Source organism: Dinoroseobacter sp. S124A, from assembly GCF_049801015.1.
Taxonomy (GTDB): domain Bacteria; phylum Pseudomonadota; class Alphaproteobacteria; order Rhodobacterales; family Rhodobacteraceae; genus Dinoroseobacter.
The window spans coordinates 371,118-387,115 of sequence record NZ_JBNAGD010000002.1; the positions used below are offsets into that span (position 1 = coordinate 371,118).

The 15,998-nt window shown below is 64.7% G+C and carries 11 protein-coding genes; 7 read left to right on the forward strand and 4 right to left on the reverse strand.

From position 1 onward, the window contains the following. The first annotated feature begins 23 nt into the window (after window positions 1-23). From ACP15I_RS06705 to uvrA, 6 genes are all read left to right on the forward strand, one after another. On the forward strand, window positions 24-1,307 hold the full coding sequence (locus ACP15I_RS06705; protein ID WP_424967518.1) for an MFS transporter: 1,284 nt from the start codon (window positions 24-26) through the stop codon (window positions 1,305-1,307). A 94-nt stretch (window positions 1,308-1,401) separates the two neighbouring features. Continuing rightward, the gene (locus tag ACP15I_RS06710; protein ID WP_424974453.1) at window positions 1,402-1,998 is read left to right on the forward strand and encodes a DUF924 family protein; all 597 of its coding nucleotides are present in this window, start codon (window positions 1,402-1,404) and stop codon (window positions 1,996-1,998) included. Window positions 1,999-2,079: 81 nt separating this feature from the next. Then, on the forward strand, window positions 2,080-3,477 hold the full coding sequence (lpdA, locus tag ACP15I_RS06715; protein ID WP_424974454.1) for a dihydrolipoyl dehydrogenase: 1,398 nt from the start codon (window positions 2,080-2,082) through the stop codon (window positions 3,475-3,477). 147 nt (window positions 3,478-3,624) lie between these two features. Continuing rightward, the gene (locus ACP15I_RS06720) at window positions 3,625-4,254 is read left to right on the forward strand and encodes a DUF642 domain-containing protein (RefSeq protein ID WP_424967521.1); all 630 of its coding nucleotides are present in this window, start codon (window positions 3,625-3,627) and stop codon (window positions 4,252-4,254) included. Between the two features lie 118 nt (window positions 4,255-4,372). Then, window positions 4,373-5,551 (forward strand): MFS transporter, encoded by a 1,179-nt coding sequence (locus ACP15I_RS06725; protein WP_424974455.1) that lies wholly within the window; start codon window positions 4,373-4,375, stop codon window positions 5,549-5,551. A gap of 100 nt (window positions 5,552-5,651) precedes the next feature. Next, window positions 5,652-8,528, forward strand: coding sequence for an excinuclease ABC subunit UvrA (uvrA, locus tag ACP15I_RS06730; protein ID WP_424974456.1), 2,877 nt, complete (start codon window positions 5,652-5,654; stop codon window positions 8,526-8,528). A gap of 162 nt (window positions 8,529-8,690) precedes the next feature. On the opposite strand, the gene ACP15I_RS06735 is transcribed toward uvrA, so the two are convergent. The 4 genes from ACP15I_RS06735 to gltX form a co-directional block, all read right to left on the reverse strand. After that, complete coding sequence (locus ACP15I_RS06735) at window positions 8,691-10,229, reverse strand: alanine/glycine:cation symporter family protein (protein WP_424974457.1); 1,539 nt, start codon at window positions 10,227-10,229, stop codon at window positions 8,691-8,693. A gap of 11 nt (window positions 10,230-10,240) precedes the next feature. Continuing rightward, on the reverse strand, window positions 10,241-10,678 hold the full coding sequence (locus ACP15I_RS06740; RefSeq protein ID WP_424974458.1) for a universal stress protein: 438 nt from the start codon (window positions 10,676-10,678) through the stop codon (window positions 10,241-10,243). Between the two features lie 276 nt (window positions 10,679-10,954). Next, window positions 10,955-12,247, reverse strand: coding sequence for a citrate synthase (gene gltA / locus ACP15I_RS06745; RefSeq protein ID WP_424967526.1), 1,293 nt, complete (start codon window positions 12,245-12,247; stop codon window positions 10,955-10,957). 114 nt (window positions 12,248-12,361) lie between these two features. After that, window positions 12,362-13,774: a glutamate--tRNA ligase gene (gltX, locus tag ACP15I_RS06750; RefSeq protein WP_424974459.1), complete on the reverse strand. Its 1,413-nt coding sequence runs from the start codon at window positions 13,772-13,774 to the stop codon at window positions 12,362-12,364. 115 nt (window positions 13,775-13,889) lie between these two features. Here gltX and ACP15I_RS06755 point away from each other — a divergent pair, with 115 nt between their 5' ends. Further along, complete coding sequence (locus tag ACP15I_RS06755; protein ID WP_424974460.1) at window positions 13,890-15,959, forward strand: ComEC/Rec2 family competence protein; 2,070 nt, start codon at window positions 13,890-13,892, stop codon at window positions 15,957-15,959. Window positions 15,960-15,998 lie beyond the last annotated feature (39 nt).

Here is a 15,998-nt window from a genome sequence, read left to right on the forward strand (position 1 = left end):
GAAACACGCTCTAAGGCTCAGTTATGATACAGGTTTTCCGCTCTTCATGGGCGCTCTTGTTCGGGATTTTCCTCCTGATGGGGGGCAACGGGATCATTGCGACCGTGCTTGGTCTGCGCGGCGCGCTGGAGGGGTTTTCCGCCCTGCAGATGTCCGTGGTCATGACCGGCTATTTCGCCGGGTTTCTGGGCGGGTCCTACATGACCCCGGCGATGATCCGGCGGGTGGGCCATGTTCGGGTCTTCGCGGCGCTTGGATCGTTCATCTCGGCGGCGCTGATCCTGTTTCCGGTCTTCACCGATCCTTGGATCTGGACCGCGCTGCGGGTGCTCGTCGGGTTCTGCTTTGCCGGCGTCTACGTGACCGCCGAGAGCTGGCTGAACAACGCCTCGAGCAACGAGAACCGGGGCAGTGCCATGGCGATCTACGGGGTCATCCTGACCGCGGGGATCGTGGCGGCCCAATGGTTCGTGAGCATCGGCGATCCCTCGGGCTTCCTGCTCTTCATCCTGCCCTCGATCCTCGTCTCGATCTCCTTCGCGCCGATCCTGCTGACGGTGACGCCGGCGCCGGCCTTCGAGACCGCCAAGCCCATGAGCTTCGTCGAGGTGTTCCGGGCCTCGCCGCTGGGGCTGGTGGGCATGGTGATGATGGGCGGGATCTATTCGGCGCTGTTCGGCATGGCCTCGGTCTATGGCACCGAGGCCGGGTTGAGCATCGGGCAGATCTCGACCTTCGTGGCGGCTGTCTATCTCGGCGGGATGATCCTGCAATTCCCGATCGGCTGGATCTCTGACCGGGCGGATCGGCGTCTTCTGATCCTGCTGGTCTCGGGCTTCGGGGCCGGGGGGGCGGTGCTCGCGGTGCTGGGGATCGGCGGCTATTACGGGCTGCTGGCGGCGAGCTTCGTGATCGGAGGCACGGCGAACCCGCTCTATGCGCTGCTCATCGCTTACACGAACGATTATCTCGACGCGGCGGATATGCCCGCGGCGGCTGGGCGACTGGTCTTTGCCAACGGGCTCGGGGCCGTGGCCGGGCCGCTCTTTACCGGCTGGCTCATGGGGCAGGTGGGGCCCGAGGGCTTCTTCCTGTTCATCTTTGGCCTCATGGCGGCGCTCGCGGTCTATGCGGGCTGGCGCATGACGCGGCGCCCGGCGGGCTCGGTCGAGGATTCCGGGGTCTACCTGGCGGCGGTCCCGGCGGCATCCCCGGTTTCGGTGGCCGTCTTTCAGGAGGCCGCTGCCGAAGCGGCCGAAGAGGCAGCGGAGGAGGCCGCCGAGGAGGCGGCTGCCGCGGCCTCCTAGGGCGCAAACTCACCCCCGATCCGCGCATGTGGATTGAATGCGTTGGAGTTTCCCCCCACTAATAGGGGGCGCAGTCCGGTCGGGGGAGGGATCGATGCAGACACCGAAGGCGGTATTGGATTTCTGGCTGACAACCGTGGGCGAGGCGGGGTGGTACAAGGTCGACCCGGAACTGGACGCGCAGATCGCAACGAAGTTCCAAACGACCTGGGAGGCGGCCCTCGCGGGCGGTCTGACGGATTGGTGTGTCACCCCGCGCGGCACGCTGGCCTACCTGTTTCTGACGGACCAGTTTCCGCGCAACATGTTTCGTGAGGATGCGCGGGCCTTTGCGACAGACCAGATCGCGGTCATGGCTGCCAAGAAGGCGGTGGAGCGCTCTTGGGATCTGCGCATTCCGGAGCCCGAGCGGCAATTTTTCTACCTGCCGATGATGCACGCGGAAAGCCTGCCGGATCAGGAGCGTTGCATGCGCCTGATCTCCGAGCGGATGCCGGAACATGGCGCGTCCAACCTGCTCCATGCCCGGGCCCATCGCCGGGTGATCCGGCAATTCGGCCGCTTTCCCTATCGCAATGATGCCCTGGGACGTGACACCACCGCCCGGGAGGCGAAATACCTGAGCGACGGGGGCTATGGCAGCACCGTCCGCGCCATTCAGGCCGAGGGCGCGGCACTCGGCGGCCAATGACACAACCCGAACCGCAGACCAAACCAGAGACCATGATACAGAGCCACCGCGACCCCGCGGGACGGCGCTTGGGGGGACCAAATGGCAGATGACGCATTCGACCTAGTGGTGATCGGCGCCGGACCGGGCGGCTATGTGGCCGCGATCCGCGCGGCCCAGCTTGGCCTGCGCACGGCGATTGTCGAGCGGGAGCATATGGGCGGGATCTGCCTCAACTGGGGCTGCATCCCGACCAAGGCCATGCTGCGCTCCTCCGAGGTCTTTCACCTGATGCACCGCGCCAAGGAGTTCGGGCTCAAGGCAGATGGGATCGGCTATGACCTCGCCGCCGTGGTCAAGCGCAGCCGGGCCATCGCGAAACAGCTCAATTCCGGTGTCAGCCACCTGATGAAGAAGAACAAGGTCACCGTGGTGATGGGCGCGGCCAAGCTGGCCGGGAAGGGCCGGGTCGAGGTGACGGGCGAGGGCGGCTCCCGCATCCTGAACGCCCCGAACATCGTGCTGGCGACCGGAGCGCGAGCGCGCGAGCTGCCGGGGCTGGAGGCCGATGGCGATCTCGTCTGGACCTACAAGCACGCGCTCACCCCGCCACGCATGCCCAAGAAGCTGTTGGTGATCGGATCCGGCGCGATCGGGATCGAATTTGCCAGCTTTTACAACACGCTCGGCTGCGAGACGACCGTGGTCGAGGTGATGGACCGCATCCTGCCCGTGGAGGATGCCGAGATCAGCGCCTTTGCGAAGAAGCAGTTCAAAGCCCAGGGCATGACCATCCTCGAGAAGGCCAAGGTCGCCAAGCTCGACCGGGCCAAGGACAGCGTCACCGCGCATATCGAGCAGGGCGGCAAGACCAGCCAGAGCCAGTTCGACACGGTGATCTCTGCCGTGGGCATCGTCGGCAATACCGAGGATCTGGGGCTCGAGGCGCTCGGCGTGCAGATCGACCGCAGCCATGTGGTGACCGATGCCTATTGCCGGACCGGGGTCGAGGGCGTCTATGCCATCGGCGATCTGGCGGGCGCGCCCTGGCTGGCCCACAAGGCCAGCCATGAAGGCGTGATGGTGGCCGAGCTCATCGCGGGGCAGGCAGACGTCCATCCGGTCAGCCCCGAGAGCATCGCCGGATGCACCTATTGCCATCCGCAGATCGCCAGTGTCGGCCTGACCGAGGCCAAGGCCCGCGAGGCCGGGCACGACATCAAGGTCGGGCGCTTCCCCTTCATCGGCAACGGCAAGGCCATCGCGCTTGGCGAACCCGAGGGGATGATCAAGACCGTGTTCGATGCCAAGACCGGCGAGCTGTTGGGGGCGCATATGGTCGGGGCAGAGGTGACCGAGCTCATCCAGGGCTACGTGGTCGGGCGACAGCTGGAGACGACCGAGGCGGACCTGATGGCGACGGTTTTTCCGCACCCGACGCTCAGCGAAATGATGCACGAATCGGTGCTCGACGCCTATGGGCGCGCCGTGCATTTCTGAGGATTGGTTCCGCGGCGTGATCGCTGGGGCGCGGAGACGGACACTGTTTTCACGCGGGCGCGCCCCGGCGGGCCGTGCCTGCTTTACTTGACGAAACCCGACACTTGTTCAAAAATTAATCAGTTTTTGAATTATGGAGGTTGTCACGTGTCCCTTTCCAAATACGCTTTCGCTGCGCTGCTTTTGCCGCTCACCGCGCTTCAGGCGCAGGCCATTACGGTCGTAAATGGAGGGTTTGAGGACCCCAAGACGAATACCAATGTCTATTCAGTCCCCGCCAATCCAATGCCGGGATGGACCGTCGCAGCGGGGAATGTCGAGATCATTCGCCTGCCGACCTGGGCCCCGTCGGAAGGGGAGCAGAGCCTCGACCTTAATGGCGTCCTGCCCGGCACGATCCAGCAAACCGTGAGCGGGTTCACGATCGGCAGCGATTACGAACTGCTCTTCGATATGGGCGGCAACTTCTTCTCTGGCCTCCCGAGCACCACGGCAGTGGTCTCTGTCGGTCAGACCACGGAGACCTTCGGATACACTCCGGTGCCCGGCGATACAGCGAGCAATTTCACGTGGGAAGAAAAGTCCCTGACATTCACGGCGGAGGCTGAAAGCCTGCTTCTGTCGTTTTCCGACGCGTCGGGTGGCCGGGCCGCCGGGGCCGCGCTGGACAATATCCGGATCGTGGATCTGGGCGGTATGACACCGATCCCGCTCCCGGCCGGGGGGCTGCTGCTTTTGACAGGGCTCGTCGCCCTTGGTTTCAAGCGCAGGTCGTAAACCGACGGCAATTCGGATCGGAATGGGCGCGAACCACTCGCGCCCTTTTCTTTGGGCGCGCCCGAACCAGGGGGCATTGAGGCTTGCGATGGCTGTCACCGCGCGGTAGCGCGCAGGCATGACACAGGCCCCCTCACATACTCGCTGGCCACTGGTCTTTCTGCTCTGGGGCGCCGGGCTGGGCGCTGCGGCGCAATATGGCAAGGTCAGCGTGGTCTTCGACCAACTGCCGCAGCTCTTTCCCGAGGCGGGCACGCTTCTGGGCTGGGTGGTCTCACTTGTGGGTGGGGTCGGTATCCTGCTCGGAGTGACCGCAGGGGTCGTGGTCGCGCGGCTGACCGTGCGGCGCGCGCTGGTCTGGGGGCTGTGGCTGGGGGCGGCGGTGTCGCTCCTGCAGGGGCTGGCCCCGCCGCTCTGGCTGTTCCTACTCTCCCGTCTACTCGAAGGTCTGTCCCATCTGGCGATTGTCGTGGCGGCGCCAACCCTGATCGCGAGCCTCAGTGCGACCCGGGACCGGGGCGTGACCTTGACCCTGTGGGGCACGTTCTTCGGAGTGGCCTTCGCGATCCTGACTTGGCTCGGTCTGCCCCTTGCAGCCTGGCTCGGGGTGCCCGCCCTGTTCGCGGCGCACGGGGTCTTCATGGCCGCTGCGGCCCTGGCCATCGGGGCTGCCCTGCCGAAGGAGCCCGCGCCGACCGGTCCGCTCTGGATAAAACCGGATCTGGGCGCGCTCTGGGCGAAACATGTCCAGATCTACCGCTCGCCCCGGCTCGGGGCCCCTGCGGCGGGTTGGCTTTTCTACACCTTCTGCTTTGTCAGCCTCCTGACCTTGCTGCCGCCATATCTCGACCCGGCGCAGCGCACCTTCCTGATCGGCGCGATGCCCCTGGTGAGCATCACGGCCTCCCTGACCCTCGGCGTCTGGCTGCTGCGCAGGGTCTCGTCGGTGACCGTGATCCAGATCGGGTTTCTCAGCTCGGCGGTCTGCGCGGTCGCGCTGATCATCTGGCCCGGGCACGCGGTGCTCTGCCTGATCTTTGCGGCCTGTCTTGGGCTGGTGCAGGGGGCCAGTTTCGCCTCGGTGCCCGACCTGAACCCGACCGCCGAAGGGCGGATCCTGTCCAACGGGGCCATGGCGCAGACCGGCAATATCGGCAACACGCTGGGCACGCCGGTCCTCTTTGCGATCTCGGTCGGGCTGGGCTATTCGGCGATGCTGATCACGCTCGGTTTCGTGCTCTGTCTCGGGGCAATGGCCCATGGGGTGCTCGCTCTGCGACGGCGCGCAGAGGGCTGATCGCCCGCGCATCTGCCTGTTCCTGCTTCGTTCGCTTTTTTCGGTTGGAGACTCGGTCCCGACCGCCTATCTCTTACGGAGCGGTTAACAAGAGGCCCCCATGCCCGAGCTGAAGAAGATCGAGGTGCGCGGCGCGCGCGAGCACAATCTGAAATCCATCGATGTGGATATCCCCCGGGATGAGCTGGTGGTGATCACCGGCCTGTCGGGCTCGGGCAAGTCGAGCCTGGCCTTTGACACGATCTATGCCGAGGGGCAGCGCCGCTATGTGGAGAGCCTGAGCGCCTATGCCCGCCAGTTCCTCGACATGATGGAAAAGCCGGATGTGGATCATATCTCGGGGCTCTCCCCGGCGATCTCGATCGAGCAGAAGACGACCTCGAAGAACCCGCGTTCGACCGTCGGCACCGTGACCGAGATCTACGACTACATGCGCCTGCTCTTTGCCCGGGTCGGCACACCCTATAGCCCCGCGACCGGGCTGCCCATCGAGGCGCAGCAGGTGCAGGATATGGTCGACCGGGTCATGACGCTGGAGGCGGGGACGCGCGCCTATCTGCTGGCTCCCATCGTGCGCGACCGCAAGGGCGAGTACCGCAAGGAATTTCTCGAGCTGCGCAAGCAGGGGTTTCAGCGCGTGAAGGTGGACGGGGAATTCCACGAGCTCGACACCCCGCCCACATTGGACAAGAAGTTCCGCCATGACATCGATGTGGTCGTCGACCGCATCGTGGTGCGCGAAGGGATGGAGACCCGTCTCGCCGACAGCCTGCGCACGGCACTGGATCTGGCGGATGGCATCGCGATCCTCGAGACCGCGCCGTCTGCCGCGGCAGACGGCGCCACGCCTGAGCCCGAGCGCTATACCTTCTCGGAAAAGTTCGCCTGTCCGGTCTCGGGCTTCACGATCCCCGAGATCGAGCCGCGTCTGTTCTCGTTCAACGCGCCCTTCGGGGCCTGTCCGTCCTGTGACGGTCTCGGAGTCGAGCTGTTCTTTGACGAACGGCTCGTGGTGCCCGATGCCACCCTCAAGCTCGCCGATGGGGCGTTGGCGCCCTGGCGCAAGGGAAAGTCACCCTATTTCCTGCAGACCATCGATTCCATCGCCAAGCATTACGGCTTTGACCCGAAAACCCCGTGGAAGGATCTGCCCGCCAAGGTGCAGTCGGTCTTCCTGCGGGGCTCCGGGGACGAGGAAATCGCGTTCCGCTATGATGAGGGCGGGCGCGTCTATCAGGTCTCGCGCGCGTTTGAGGGCGTGATCCCCAACATGGAGCGGCGCTACCGCGAGACGGATTCCAGCTGGATCCGCGAGGAATTCGAACGCTATCAGAACAACCGCTCCTGCGGGGATTGTGGCGGCTACCGCCTGCGGCCCGAAGCTCTAGCGGTCAAGATCGCCGGGCTCCATGTGGGGCAGGTGGTGCAGATGTCGATCCGCGAGGCCTATGAGTGGTGCCAGACGGTGCCCGAGAGCCTGACGGATCAGAAGAACGAGATCGCCCGCGCCATCCTCAAGGAGATCCGCGAGCGGCTTGGGTTCCTGAACAATGTCGGGCTCGAATACCTGACTCTCAGTCGCAATGCGGGCACGCTGTCGGGCGGTGAAAGCCAGCGGATCCGTCTGGCCAGCCAGATTGGCTCGGGCCTCACAGGCGTGCTCTACGTGCTCGACGAGCCCTCCATCGGGCTGCACCAACGCGACAATGACCGGCTGCTGACGACGCTCAAGAACCTGCGCGATCAGGGGAACACGGTGATCGTGGTCGAGCATGACGAGGAAGCCGTGCGCGAGGCCGATTACGTCTTCGATATCGGTCCCGGGGCAGGGGTACACGGAGGGCAGGTCGTGGCCCATGGCACCCCGGCCGAGATCATGGCGAACCCCAATTCCGTGACCGGCGACTACCTCGCCGGGCGGCGCGAGATCGCCGTCCCGGCGACCCGGCGCAAGGGCAACAAGAAAAAGGTCACCGTCCGCAAGGCCACGGGGAACAACCTGCAGAACATCACCGTGGACTTCCCGTTGGGCAAGTTTGTCTGTGTGACGGGTGTGTCCGGCGGGGGCAAATCGACCCTGACCATCGAGACCCTGTTCAAGACCGCCTCCATGCGCCTGAACGGGGCGCGCCAGACACCGGCGCCTTGCGAGACGATCAAGGGGTTGGAGCATCTGGACAAGGTCATCGATATCGACCAGAGGCCCATCGGGCGCACGCCACGCTCGAACCCGGCGACCTATACCGGGGCCTTCACCCCGATCCGCGACTGGTTCGCGGGCCTGCCCGAGGCCAAGACCCGGGGCTACAAGCCCGGTCGGTTCTCGTTCAACGTCAAGGGCGGGCGCTGCGAGGCGTGTCAGGGCGACGGGGTCATCAAGATCGAGATGCACTTCCTGCCGGATGTCTATGTGGAATGCGAGACCTGCAAGGGCGCGCGGTACAACCGCGAGACGCTGGAGGTGCTGTTCAAGGGCAAGTCCATCGCCGATGTGCTCGACATGACGGTCGAAGACGCACAGGAGTTCTTCAAGGCGGTGCCGAGCATTCGCGAGAAGATGGATGCCCTGATGCGGGTCGGGCTCGGCTATATCAAGGTGGGCCAGCAGGCGACCACGCTTTCGGGCGGGGAGGCGCAGCGGGTCAAGCTCAGCAAGGAGCTGGCCAAGCGGTCCACGGGTCGCACGCTCTATATTCTGGATGAGCCGACCACGGGTCTGCATTTCGAGGATGTGCGCAAGCTGCTCGAAGTGCTCCACGAACTGGTGGAGCAGGGCAATACCGTGGTGGTGATCGAGCACAATCTCGATGTGGTGAAGACCGCCGACTGGATCATCGATATCGGTCCCGAAGGTGGGGATGGCGGCGGGACGGTCGTGGCCACCGGCACGCCCGAGAAGGTGGCCGAGGTGGCCGAGAGCCATACGGGTCATTACCTCAAGCCGATGCTCAACCCCAAACGGGTCGCGGCGGAGTAACCCGGCGCGCGGGGATCCGATTGCGCGCCTGCGGCGCATGCGATTTTCATGAAAAAGGGGGCTCTGCCCCCGTCGCCCATGGCGACTCCCCCGGAGTATTGTCGGAACAATGAGGGGGGAAGGGGGCCGATCCGGAGACCGACCCTCTGATCTGTTCTGGGCTCAGCCCTTGTGCTCTTTGATCTCGCCGGAAGCGAGGCGCGCGAGGTAGGAGGCCAGCTCCGCTTTCACGATCGGCATCAGCACATAGAGCGCCGCGATATTGACCACCGCCATGGCGAAGATCGCCGCGTCGGAGAAGTCGATCACCGGGCCGAGGCTGGCGGCCGCACCGATCACCACGAAGACGCAGAAGATGATCTTGAAGACCAGTTCCTTGGTTTCGCCCTCGCCGAAGAGGTAGGTCCAGGCCTTGAGGCCGTAATAGGACCAGGAGATCATGGTCGAGAAGGCAAAGAGGATCACCGCAATCGCGAGGATATAGGGGAACCAGGAGAAGCCCGTGGCGAAGGCCGCCGAGGTCAGGGCGACACCGGAATTGCCGTCCACGGTCATGATCGTGCCGTTCTCGACCATGTAGAGGCCGGTCTCGGGGTTGATCATCAGCTGACCGGAGATGGTGATGACGAGCGCCGTCATGGTGCAGATCACCACCGTGTCGATGAAGGGCTCGAGCAGGGAGACATAGCCCTCGGTGATCGGCTCTTTGGTTTTCACCGCCGAGTGTGCGATCGCCGCGGAGCCCACGCCCGCCTCGTTCGAGAAGGCGGCGCGCTTGAAGCCCTGGATCAGAGCGCCGACCATGCCGCCGGCCACGCCGAGCCCGGTAAAGGCACCTTCGAAGATCTGGCCGAAGGCCCAGCCGATCTGGTCGAAATTCACCAGCAGGATGATCAGGGCCACGGCCACATACATGATGCCCATGAAGGGCACGACCTTCTCGGTCACCTTGGCGATGGATTTGATCCCGCCCACGATCACCGCGAAGACAACGCCCGCGAAGATGATGCCGGTGATCCAGCCCGGATAATCGCCGACAATGCCGGAGATCTGCGCATGGGCCTGGTTGGCCTGGAACATGTTGCCGCCGCCCAGGGCGCCGAGGATACAGAAGATCGAGAACAGCACGGCCATGAACTTGCCGCCCGGCACGCCTTTTTCCGCAAAGCCCTTGGAGATGTAGTACATCGGACCGCCGGAGACCGTGCCATCCGGATACTCGTTCCGGTACTTCACGCCGAGCGTACATTCGGTGAATTTCGAGGCCATGCCCAAAAGGCCCGCCATGATCATCCAGAAGGTGGCACCCGGGCCACCGATGCCCACGGCGACCGCCACACCGGCGATGTTGCCGAGGCCCACGGTGCCCGACAGGGCCGTGGCCAGGGCCTGGAAGTGGCTGACCTCGCCCGCGTCATCGGGGTCCGAGTAGTCGCCTTTGACCAGCTTGATCGAGTGCACGAAGCCGCGCAGCTGGATGAAGCCGAAATAGACCGTGAAGATGGTGGCGGCGACCACCAGCCACATCACGATCCAGGGGAAACTGGTGCCCGGGAAGGGCGCGAAGATCAAGCTGACAAAGGGACCGGTGACGGCGGCGAAGGTCTCGTTCACGGCCTGGTCAATGGATTTTGCCTCTTGCGCAAGGGCGGCTGTCGAGCCGAGCGCGAGGGCCAAAGTGGCAAGAATGGGTGTCTTCATGATGGGGCTCCTCACGGGACGACTGTGACAGGGACGGAGGCATGCAGGACAAGGTTCACGGTCGAGGTGCCGAACACCCGGTTGACGAACCCGCCTTCGGAGCTGCGGGCGACCACGATCTGGTCGGCGCCCTCGGTCTTGGCGATCTTGTCCAGAAGATCTGCGACATCCCCGTGTTTCACGATGCCCCGTGCGGCAAAGCCCGCATCGCTGAGCGTAGAGACGGCCGGGTCCACGACCCGGGTCTGTGCTGTCGTGATTTCTTCTTCGCGGCGCTTATGGCGCTGTGCGTTCTCTTCTGCGGTTTGGAAGGTGTAAGGTGACCATTCGATGATGAAGGCGACGATAATTTCGCAGCTTTCCAAACGGCTCGCCAGACTCTGGGCATACGCGAGTGCGCGCTCCCCAGAGCTGCTGCCGTCCAATCCGACGACGATTTTACTGGTCATGGTAAGTCCCTGTGACTCCGTTTTTGTTATTGGGGGCCGAAAACAAGCGCGCTTGTCTCCACGAGCAATCCCGTCCTTGGAATTGCGTCGGGTCAAGTCTTTGGGTTTGGAGTTGACTTTTGATCCCGACTCCCTAAGCCGTAGCATCAAATTCGATCTCTGTGGCCCATTTTTTAACCGTTTTTTTACGTTTCCGCCGCCGACGCTGGGCTGAGGTCACAAAAAACAAGGGCCGCCCCGAAGGACGGCCCTGAAAACAGTCGATTTGTGGAGGGATCAGCGGTTTTCCACATCCACATAGTCGCGCATCGTTTCCCCTTTGTAGAGCTGACGCGGGCGGCCGATCTTGAAGGCCGGGTCGGTGATCATCTCTTTCCACTGGGCGATCCAGCCCACGGTCCGCGACAGGGCAAAGATCGGCGTGAACATCGAGGTCGGGAAGCCCATCGCCTCGAGGATGATGCCGGAGTAGAAGTCCACATTCGGGAAGAGCTTCTTGTCGGCGAAATACGGATCGGCCAGCGCGGCGGCCTCGAGCTCCTTGGCGACCTGCAGAACCGGGTTGTTCTCGACGCCCAGCAGTTCCAGCACCTCGTCGGCGGATTGCTTCATCACCTTCGCGCGCGGGTCGAAATTCTTGTAGACCCGGTGGCCGAAGCCCATCAGGCGGAAGGGATCGTCCTTGTCCTTGGCGCGGGCGATAAACTCGGGGATCCGGTCGACGGAGCCGATCTCGCGCAGCATCTCGAGGCAGGCCTGGTTCGCACCGCCATGGGCCGGACCCCAGAGGCAGGCAATGCCGGCCGCGATACAGGCGAAGGGGTTGGCTCCCGAGGACGAGGCCAGACGCACGGTCGAGGTCGAGGCGTTCTGCTCGTGATCCGCATGCAGGGTAAAGATCCGGTCCATGGCGCGGCTGAGCACCGGGTCGACCACGTAATCCTCGGTGGGCACGGCAAAGCACATGCGCAGGAAGTTCGACGCGTAGTCCAGATCGTTACGCGGATACACGAAGGGCTGGCCGATCGAATACTTGTACGCCCAGGCGGCAATCGTCGGCATCTTGGCGATCAGGCGGATAGAGGCCACCTCGCGCTGCCACGGGTCCGAGATATCCGTGCTGTCATGGTAGAAGGCGGACATGGCGCCGACCACGCCGGTCATGATCGCCATCGGATGCGCATCCCGGCGGAAGCCGCGGAAGAAGTTCATCATCTGCTCGTGCAGCATCGTGTGATTGGTTACACGGCTTTCGAAATCCTCGAGCTGGGCCGCGGTCGGCAGCTCCCCGTAAAGCAGCAGGTAGCAGACTTCGAGATAGTGGGACTGGGAGGCCAGCTGGTCGATGGGATAGCCCCGGTGCAGCAACTCGCCCTTGGCGCCGTCGATGAAGGTGATGGTGCTGTCACAGGCAGCGGTGGACGTGAAGCCCGGGTCGTAGGTGAACACGTCGCCCTGAGCATAGAGCTTGCGGATATCGAGCACATCCGGGCCCGCCGTCGGCGAGTAGATCGGCAGCTCGATGGTCTTGTCATCAAAGCTCAGGGTCGCGGTTTTCTGTTCAGCCATGTCTGTCCCTCTTTATAACGTCCGTGTCCGGGGTCCGGCGCGGTCGTGGCATGGTCGGTCTTGCGACCGGCGTGTCGGGTGCGCGAGCAGAACGACCTTACGGCTTGGTCCCCCTCACGCTGCTGCGTCCGACAGGCGCGCAAGGGTTTCCTCACGGCCCAGAACGAGCATCATGTCAAAAACGCTGGGCGTTGCAGATCGCCCGGCCAGCGCGCTTCGCAAGGGGGCGGCAATTTTGCCAAGACCCAGTCCATGAGCCTCTGCCACGCCTCCCACGGCGCCCTCCAGCATGTCGCGGGTCCAGCTAACATTTTGCAGCTGCGGCGTCAATTCAGCCAGTATACCACGGGATACCGTATCGAGGTTTTTCGCGGCCTTTTCATCCGGGACAATCGGCCGCGACGTCAGAATAAAATGCGCTTTATCAAGAAGATCCGGGAATTTCTTGGCCCGGTCCTTGAGGCAATACATCGCACGCGACAAACCCTCGGATTGCGCCTCGGACAGGGGGTCGGCCCCGGTTGCACTGCGGTATCCTTGTGCACCTGCGACAATCGCGTCATCCGCCATTGCGGCGATGTGCTGCCCGGATAGGTTGTCGAGCTTTTTCAGGTCCAGACGGGCCGGGGATTTGCCGATGCCGCCGAAGTCGAACCATGCCTGCGCCTGGGCATCGTCGAAGAATTCGTCATCCCCGTGCGACCAGCCCAGACGGGCGAGATAGTTCCGCATCGCCGCCGCCGGATAGCCCATGGCCTCGTATTCCTCGACCCCGAGCGCGCCATGGCGCTTGCTCAGCTTCTTGCCATCGGGCCCGTGGATCAGCGGGATATGCGCCCAGACCGGAACGTCCCAGCCCATCGCCTCGTAAATCATCATCTGCCGCGCGGCGTTGTTGAGGTGATCATCCCCGCGGATCACATGGGTCACGCCCATATCATGGTCATCCACCACCACGGCGAGCATGTAGACCGGCGTGCCATCCGAGCGCAGCAGGATCATGTCATCGAGCTGGCCGTTGCGGATGGTCACATCGCCCTGCACCTGGTCGCGGATCACGGTCTCGCCCTCTTGCGGGGCCTTGATCCGCACCACGAAGGGCGCGTCCGGATGGGTCGCCGGATCCGCATCGCGCCAAGGCGAGCGGAAGAAGGTCGAGCGGCCTTCGGCCTTGGCAGCCTCGCGGAAGGCTGCGATCTCGTCCTGGGTCGAGAAACACTTATAGGCCTTGCCCTCGGACAGAAGCTGCCGGGCCACCTCCGCATGGCGCGCCGCAGCTTCGAACTGGCTGGTGGCGTCACCATCCCAGTCGAGACCCAGCCAGCGCAGCCCGGCAAAGATCGCGTCCGTCGCCTCCTGGGTCGAGCGTGCCCGGTCCGTATCCTCGATCCGCAGCAGGAACTTGCCGCCGCGCCCCCGGGCATAGAGCCAGTTGAACAGTGCCGTGCGCGCCCCGCCGATATGGAGGAACCCGGTGGGCGAGGGGGCAAAGCGGGTGACGACGGGGGCGGTCGGGGTCGAGGTCATGAGGGTGGTCTCCTGTGCCAGGCCTCCGGCGCGGGATCCCGCGGGATTAACCAATTGGCAACCAAGGTTTCGATAAGGTTGCGCAGGACTTACCCAACGCGGCAAGGCAGGACAAGTGACCGACTTCGCAGAGGCACGCCACGCCCTCTTTCCCTGGGCCCCGGTCGTGTTCGGCTGCGGGGCACTTGCCTATTTTCTGGCGGATCAGGAACCGTCGGAACAGGTGCTGTTCGCGGTCTGGGCGCTGGCAGGGCTGGGGCTTCTGGCCGGGCTCTGTGCGCCCTGGGTCTGGCGCCCGTTGGGTTGGCTGCTGGCCTTCGCCGCAGGGGGCTATGCGCTGGCGGCGTTTCGCACGGCGGATGTGGCCGCGCCGGTCCTGTCCTTTCGCTATTACGGCCCCATCGAGGGGCGGGTGGTCGCGATCGACGCCTCCTATGCGGGGGCAACGCGGCTGACCCTGGATCAGGTGAGGTTGCGGGGCATCGCGCCCGAAAAACGGCCCGAGCGCGTGCGCCTCTCGCTCCACGGCCCGCCCCCCGAGATCGCGCCGACCCCGGGCCAGATCGTCATGACTACTGGACATCTGTCGCCGCCATCCTCGCCGACCGAGCCGGGCGGCTTCGATTTCCGCCGCCACGCCTGGTTCAAGGGGCTCGGGGCGGTGGGCTATACGCGGGTGCCGGTGCTGTTGTGGTCCGAACCTCAGGCGCTGACATGGCGCGAACGGGTCTACAGCCTGCGCCTTGCCCTGTCCCAGGCCATCCGGGATCGCATCCCGGGTCAGCCCGGGGCCTTTGCGGCGGCGATCATCACCGGCGACCGCGCGGCCATCGACCGGGCTTATGTCGAGGATCTGCGCGGCTCCAACCTCGCCCATCTCCTCGCGATTTCGGGGCTGCATATGGGGCTTCTGACCGGGACGGTGTTTCTCGGGTTGCGCTCGCTCTTTGCGCTCTGGCCGTGGCTGGCGCTGCGGGTGCCGGTCAAGAAGGTCGCGGCGGTCGCGGCCCTTGTTGCGGCGGCGGTGTATCTGGTGATCTCGGGCATGAGTGTGGCCACCGAGCGCGCCTTCATCATGGTCGCGATGATCCTGATCGGGGTCTGTTTCGACAGGCGGGCCTTGTCCCTGCGATCGGTGGCCTGGGCTGCGCTGATCGTGCTGGCGCTCAGGCCCGAGGCGGTGATGGGCCCGGGCTTCCAGATGTCCTTTGCGGCGACGACCGCGCTGGTGATCACCTATGCCGCGCTCCGCGACGTCAAATGGTGGTACGCCCTGCCGCGCTGGTCCAAGGGGCCGGCCTCGCTCTTGCTGTCTTCGTTCGTGGCAGGGGCGGCGACCGCGCCCATCGCGGCGGCCCATTTCAACATCATCGCCCATTACGGGCTGATCGCGAACCTCGCCTCGGTGCCGGTCATGGGCACGCTCGTCATGCCCGGTGCGCTGGTGGCGCTGGCGGGCGCGCCGCTGGGGCTTGAATGGATCGGGCTCTACGCGATGGAGATCGGGATCCGCTGGATCCTCTGGGTCGCTGGCACGGTTTCGGGGCTCGAGGGGGCCGTGGGCCATGTGGTGCGCCCCATGCCCGTGGTGCTGCCCTTGGTGGTGGCTGGCGCGTTGATCGTGGCACTGACACCGTTCCGGGCGCGCTGGATCGGGGTGGCCCCCTGTCTCGTGGCGCTGCTGCTCTGGACGCAGACCGAGCGGCCCGTGCTGCTGGTCTCGGGCAGTGGCGGGTTGCTGGGCGTTTTGACGCCGGAGGGTCGGAGCCTCAGCAAGTCGAGGGGCGATGGCTTCGCGGCGCGCAGCTGGCTCGAGAATGACGGGGATGGGGTGGCGCAGGACACCGCCTATGCCCGGGAGGGGATCGTCCATGGCAAGGGCCGGGTCGATGTCACGTTGGGCGCTTATGCGGTCACGCAGCTGCGCGGCAAAACCGGCGCGGCACAGTTCAACGAGGCCTGCGCGGCAGCGGATCTGATCGTGGGGAATGTGGACCTGCCGCGCAGCACCGCTTGCGAGGTCATCGATGCCCGGGCCTTTCGGCGGACCGGGGCGCTGGCGGTCACGGTGGGGGAGGGTGGTCTCGAGATCACCACCGCGCAGGAGGCTGATCCCGCGCGGCCCTGGCAGGGGGCGAAACCGCGATCCGAGCCCCGGCTTTTGGCGCGCCTGCTGGGGGAATAACCCGAGTTTGCAACGCAAAAGGCCGCGCAAGTTCTGCAC

Bases quoted from the DNA above. Each gene is read 5' to 3' on its own strand.
- ACP15I_RS06735 (WP_424974457.1), bottom strand. From the start codon at position 10,229: ATGAAGACACCCATTCTTGCCACTTTGGCCCTCGCGCTCGGCTCGACA.
- ACP15I_RS06705 (WP_424967518.1), top strand. From the start codon at position 24: ATGATACAGGTTTTCCGCTCTTCATGGGCGCTCTTGTTCGGGATTTTC.
- gltA (WP_424967526.1), bottom strand. From the start codon at position 12,247: ATGGCTGAACAGAAAACCGCGACCCTGAGCTTTGATGACAAGACCATC.
- ACP15I_RS06710 (WP_424974453.1), top strand. From the start codon at position 1,402: ATGCAGACACCGAAGGCGGTATTGGATTTCTGGCTGACAACCGTGGGC.
- uvrA (WP_424974456.1), top strand. From the start codon at position 5,652: ATGCCCGAGCTGAAGAAGATCGAGGTGCGCGGCGCGCGCGAGCACAAT.
- gltX (WP_424974459.1), bottom strand. From the start codon at position 13,774: ATGACCTCGACCCCGACCGCCCCCGTCGTCACCCGCTTTGCCCCCTCG.
- ACP15I_RS06740 (WP_424974458.1), bottom strand. From the start codon at position 10,678: ATGACCAGTAAAATCGTCGTCGGATTGGACGGCAGCAGCTCTGGGGAG.
- lpdA (WP_424974454.1), top strand. From the start codon at position 2,080: ATGGCAGATGACGCATTCGACCTAGTGGTGATCGGCGCCGGACCGGGC.
- ACP15I_RS06725 (WP_424974455.1), top strand. From the start codon at position 4,373: ATGACACAGGCCCCCTCACATACTCGCTGGCCACTGGTCTTTCTGCTC.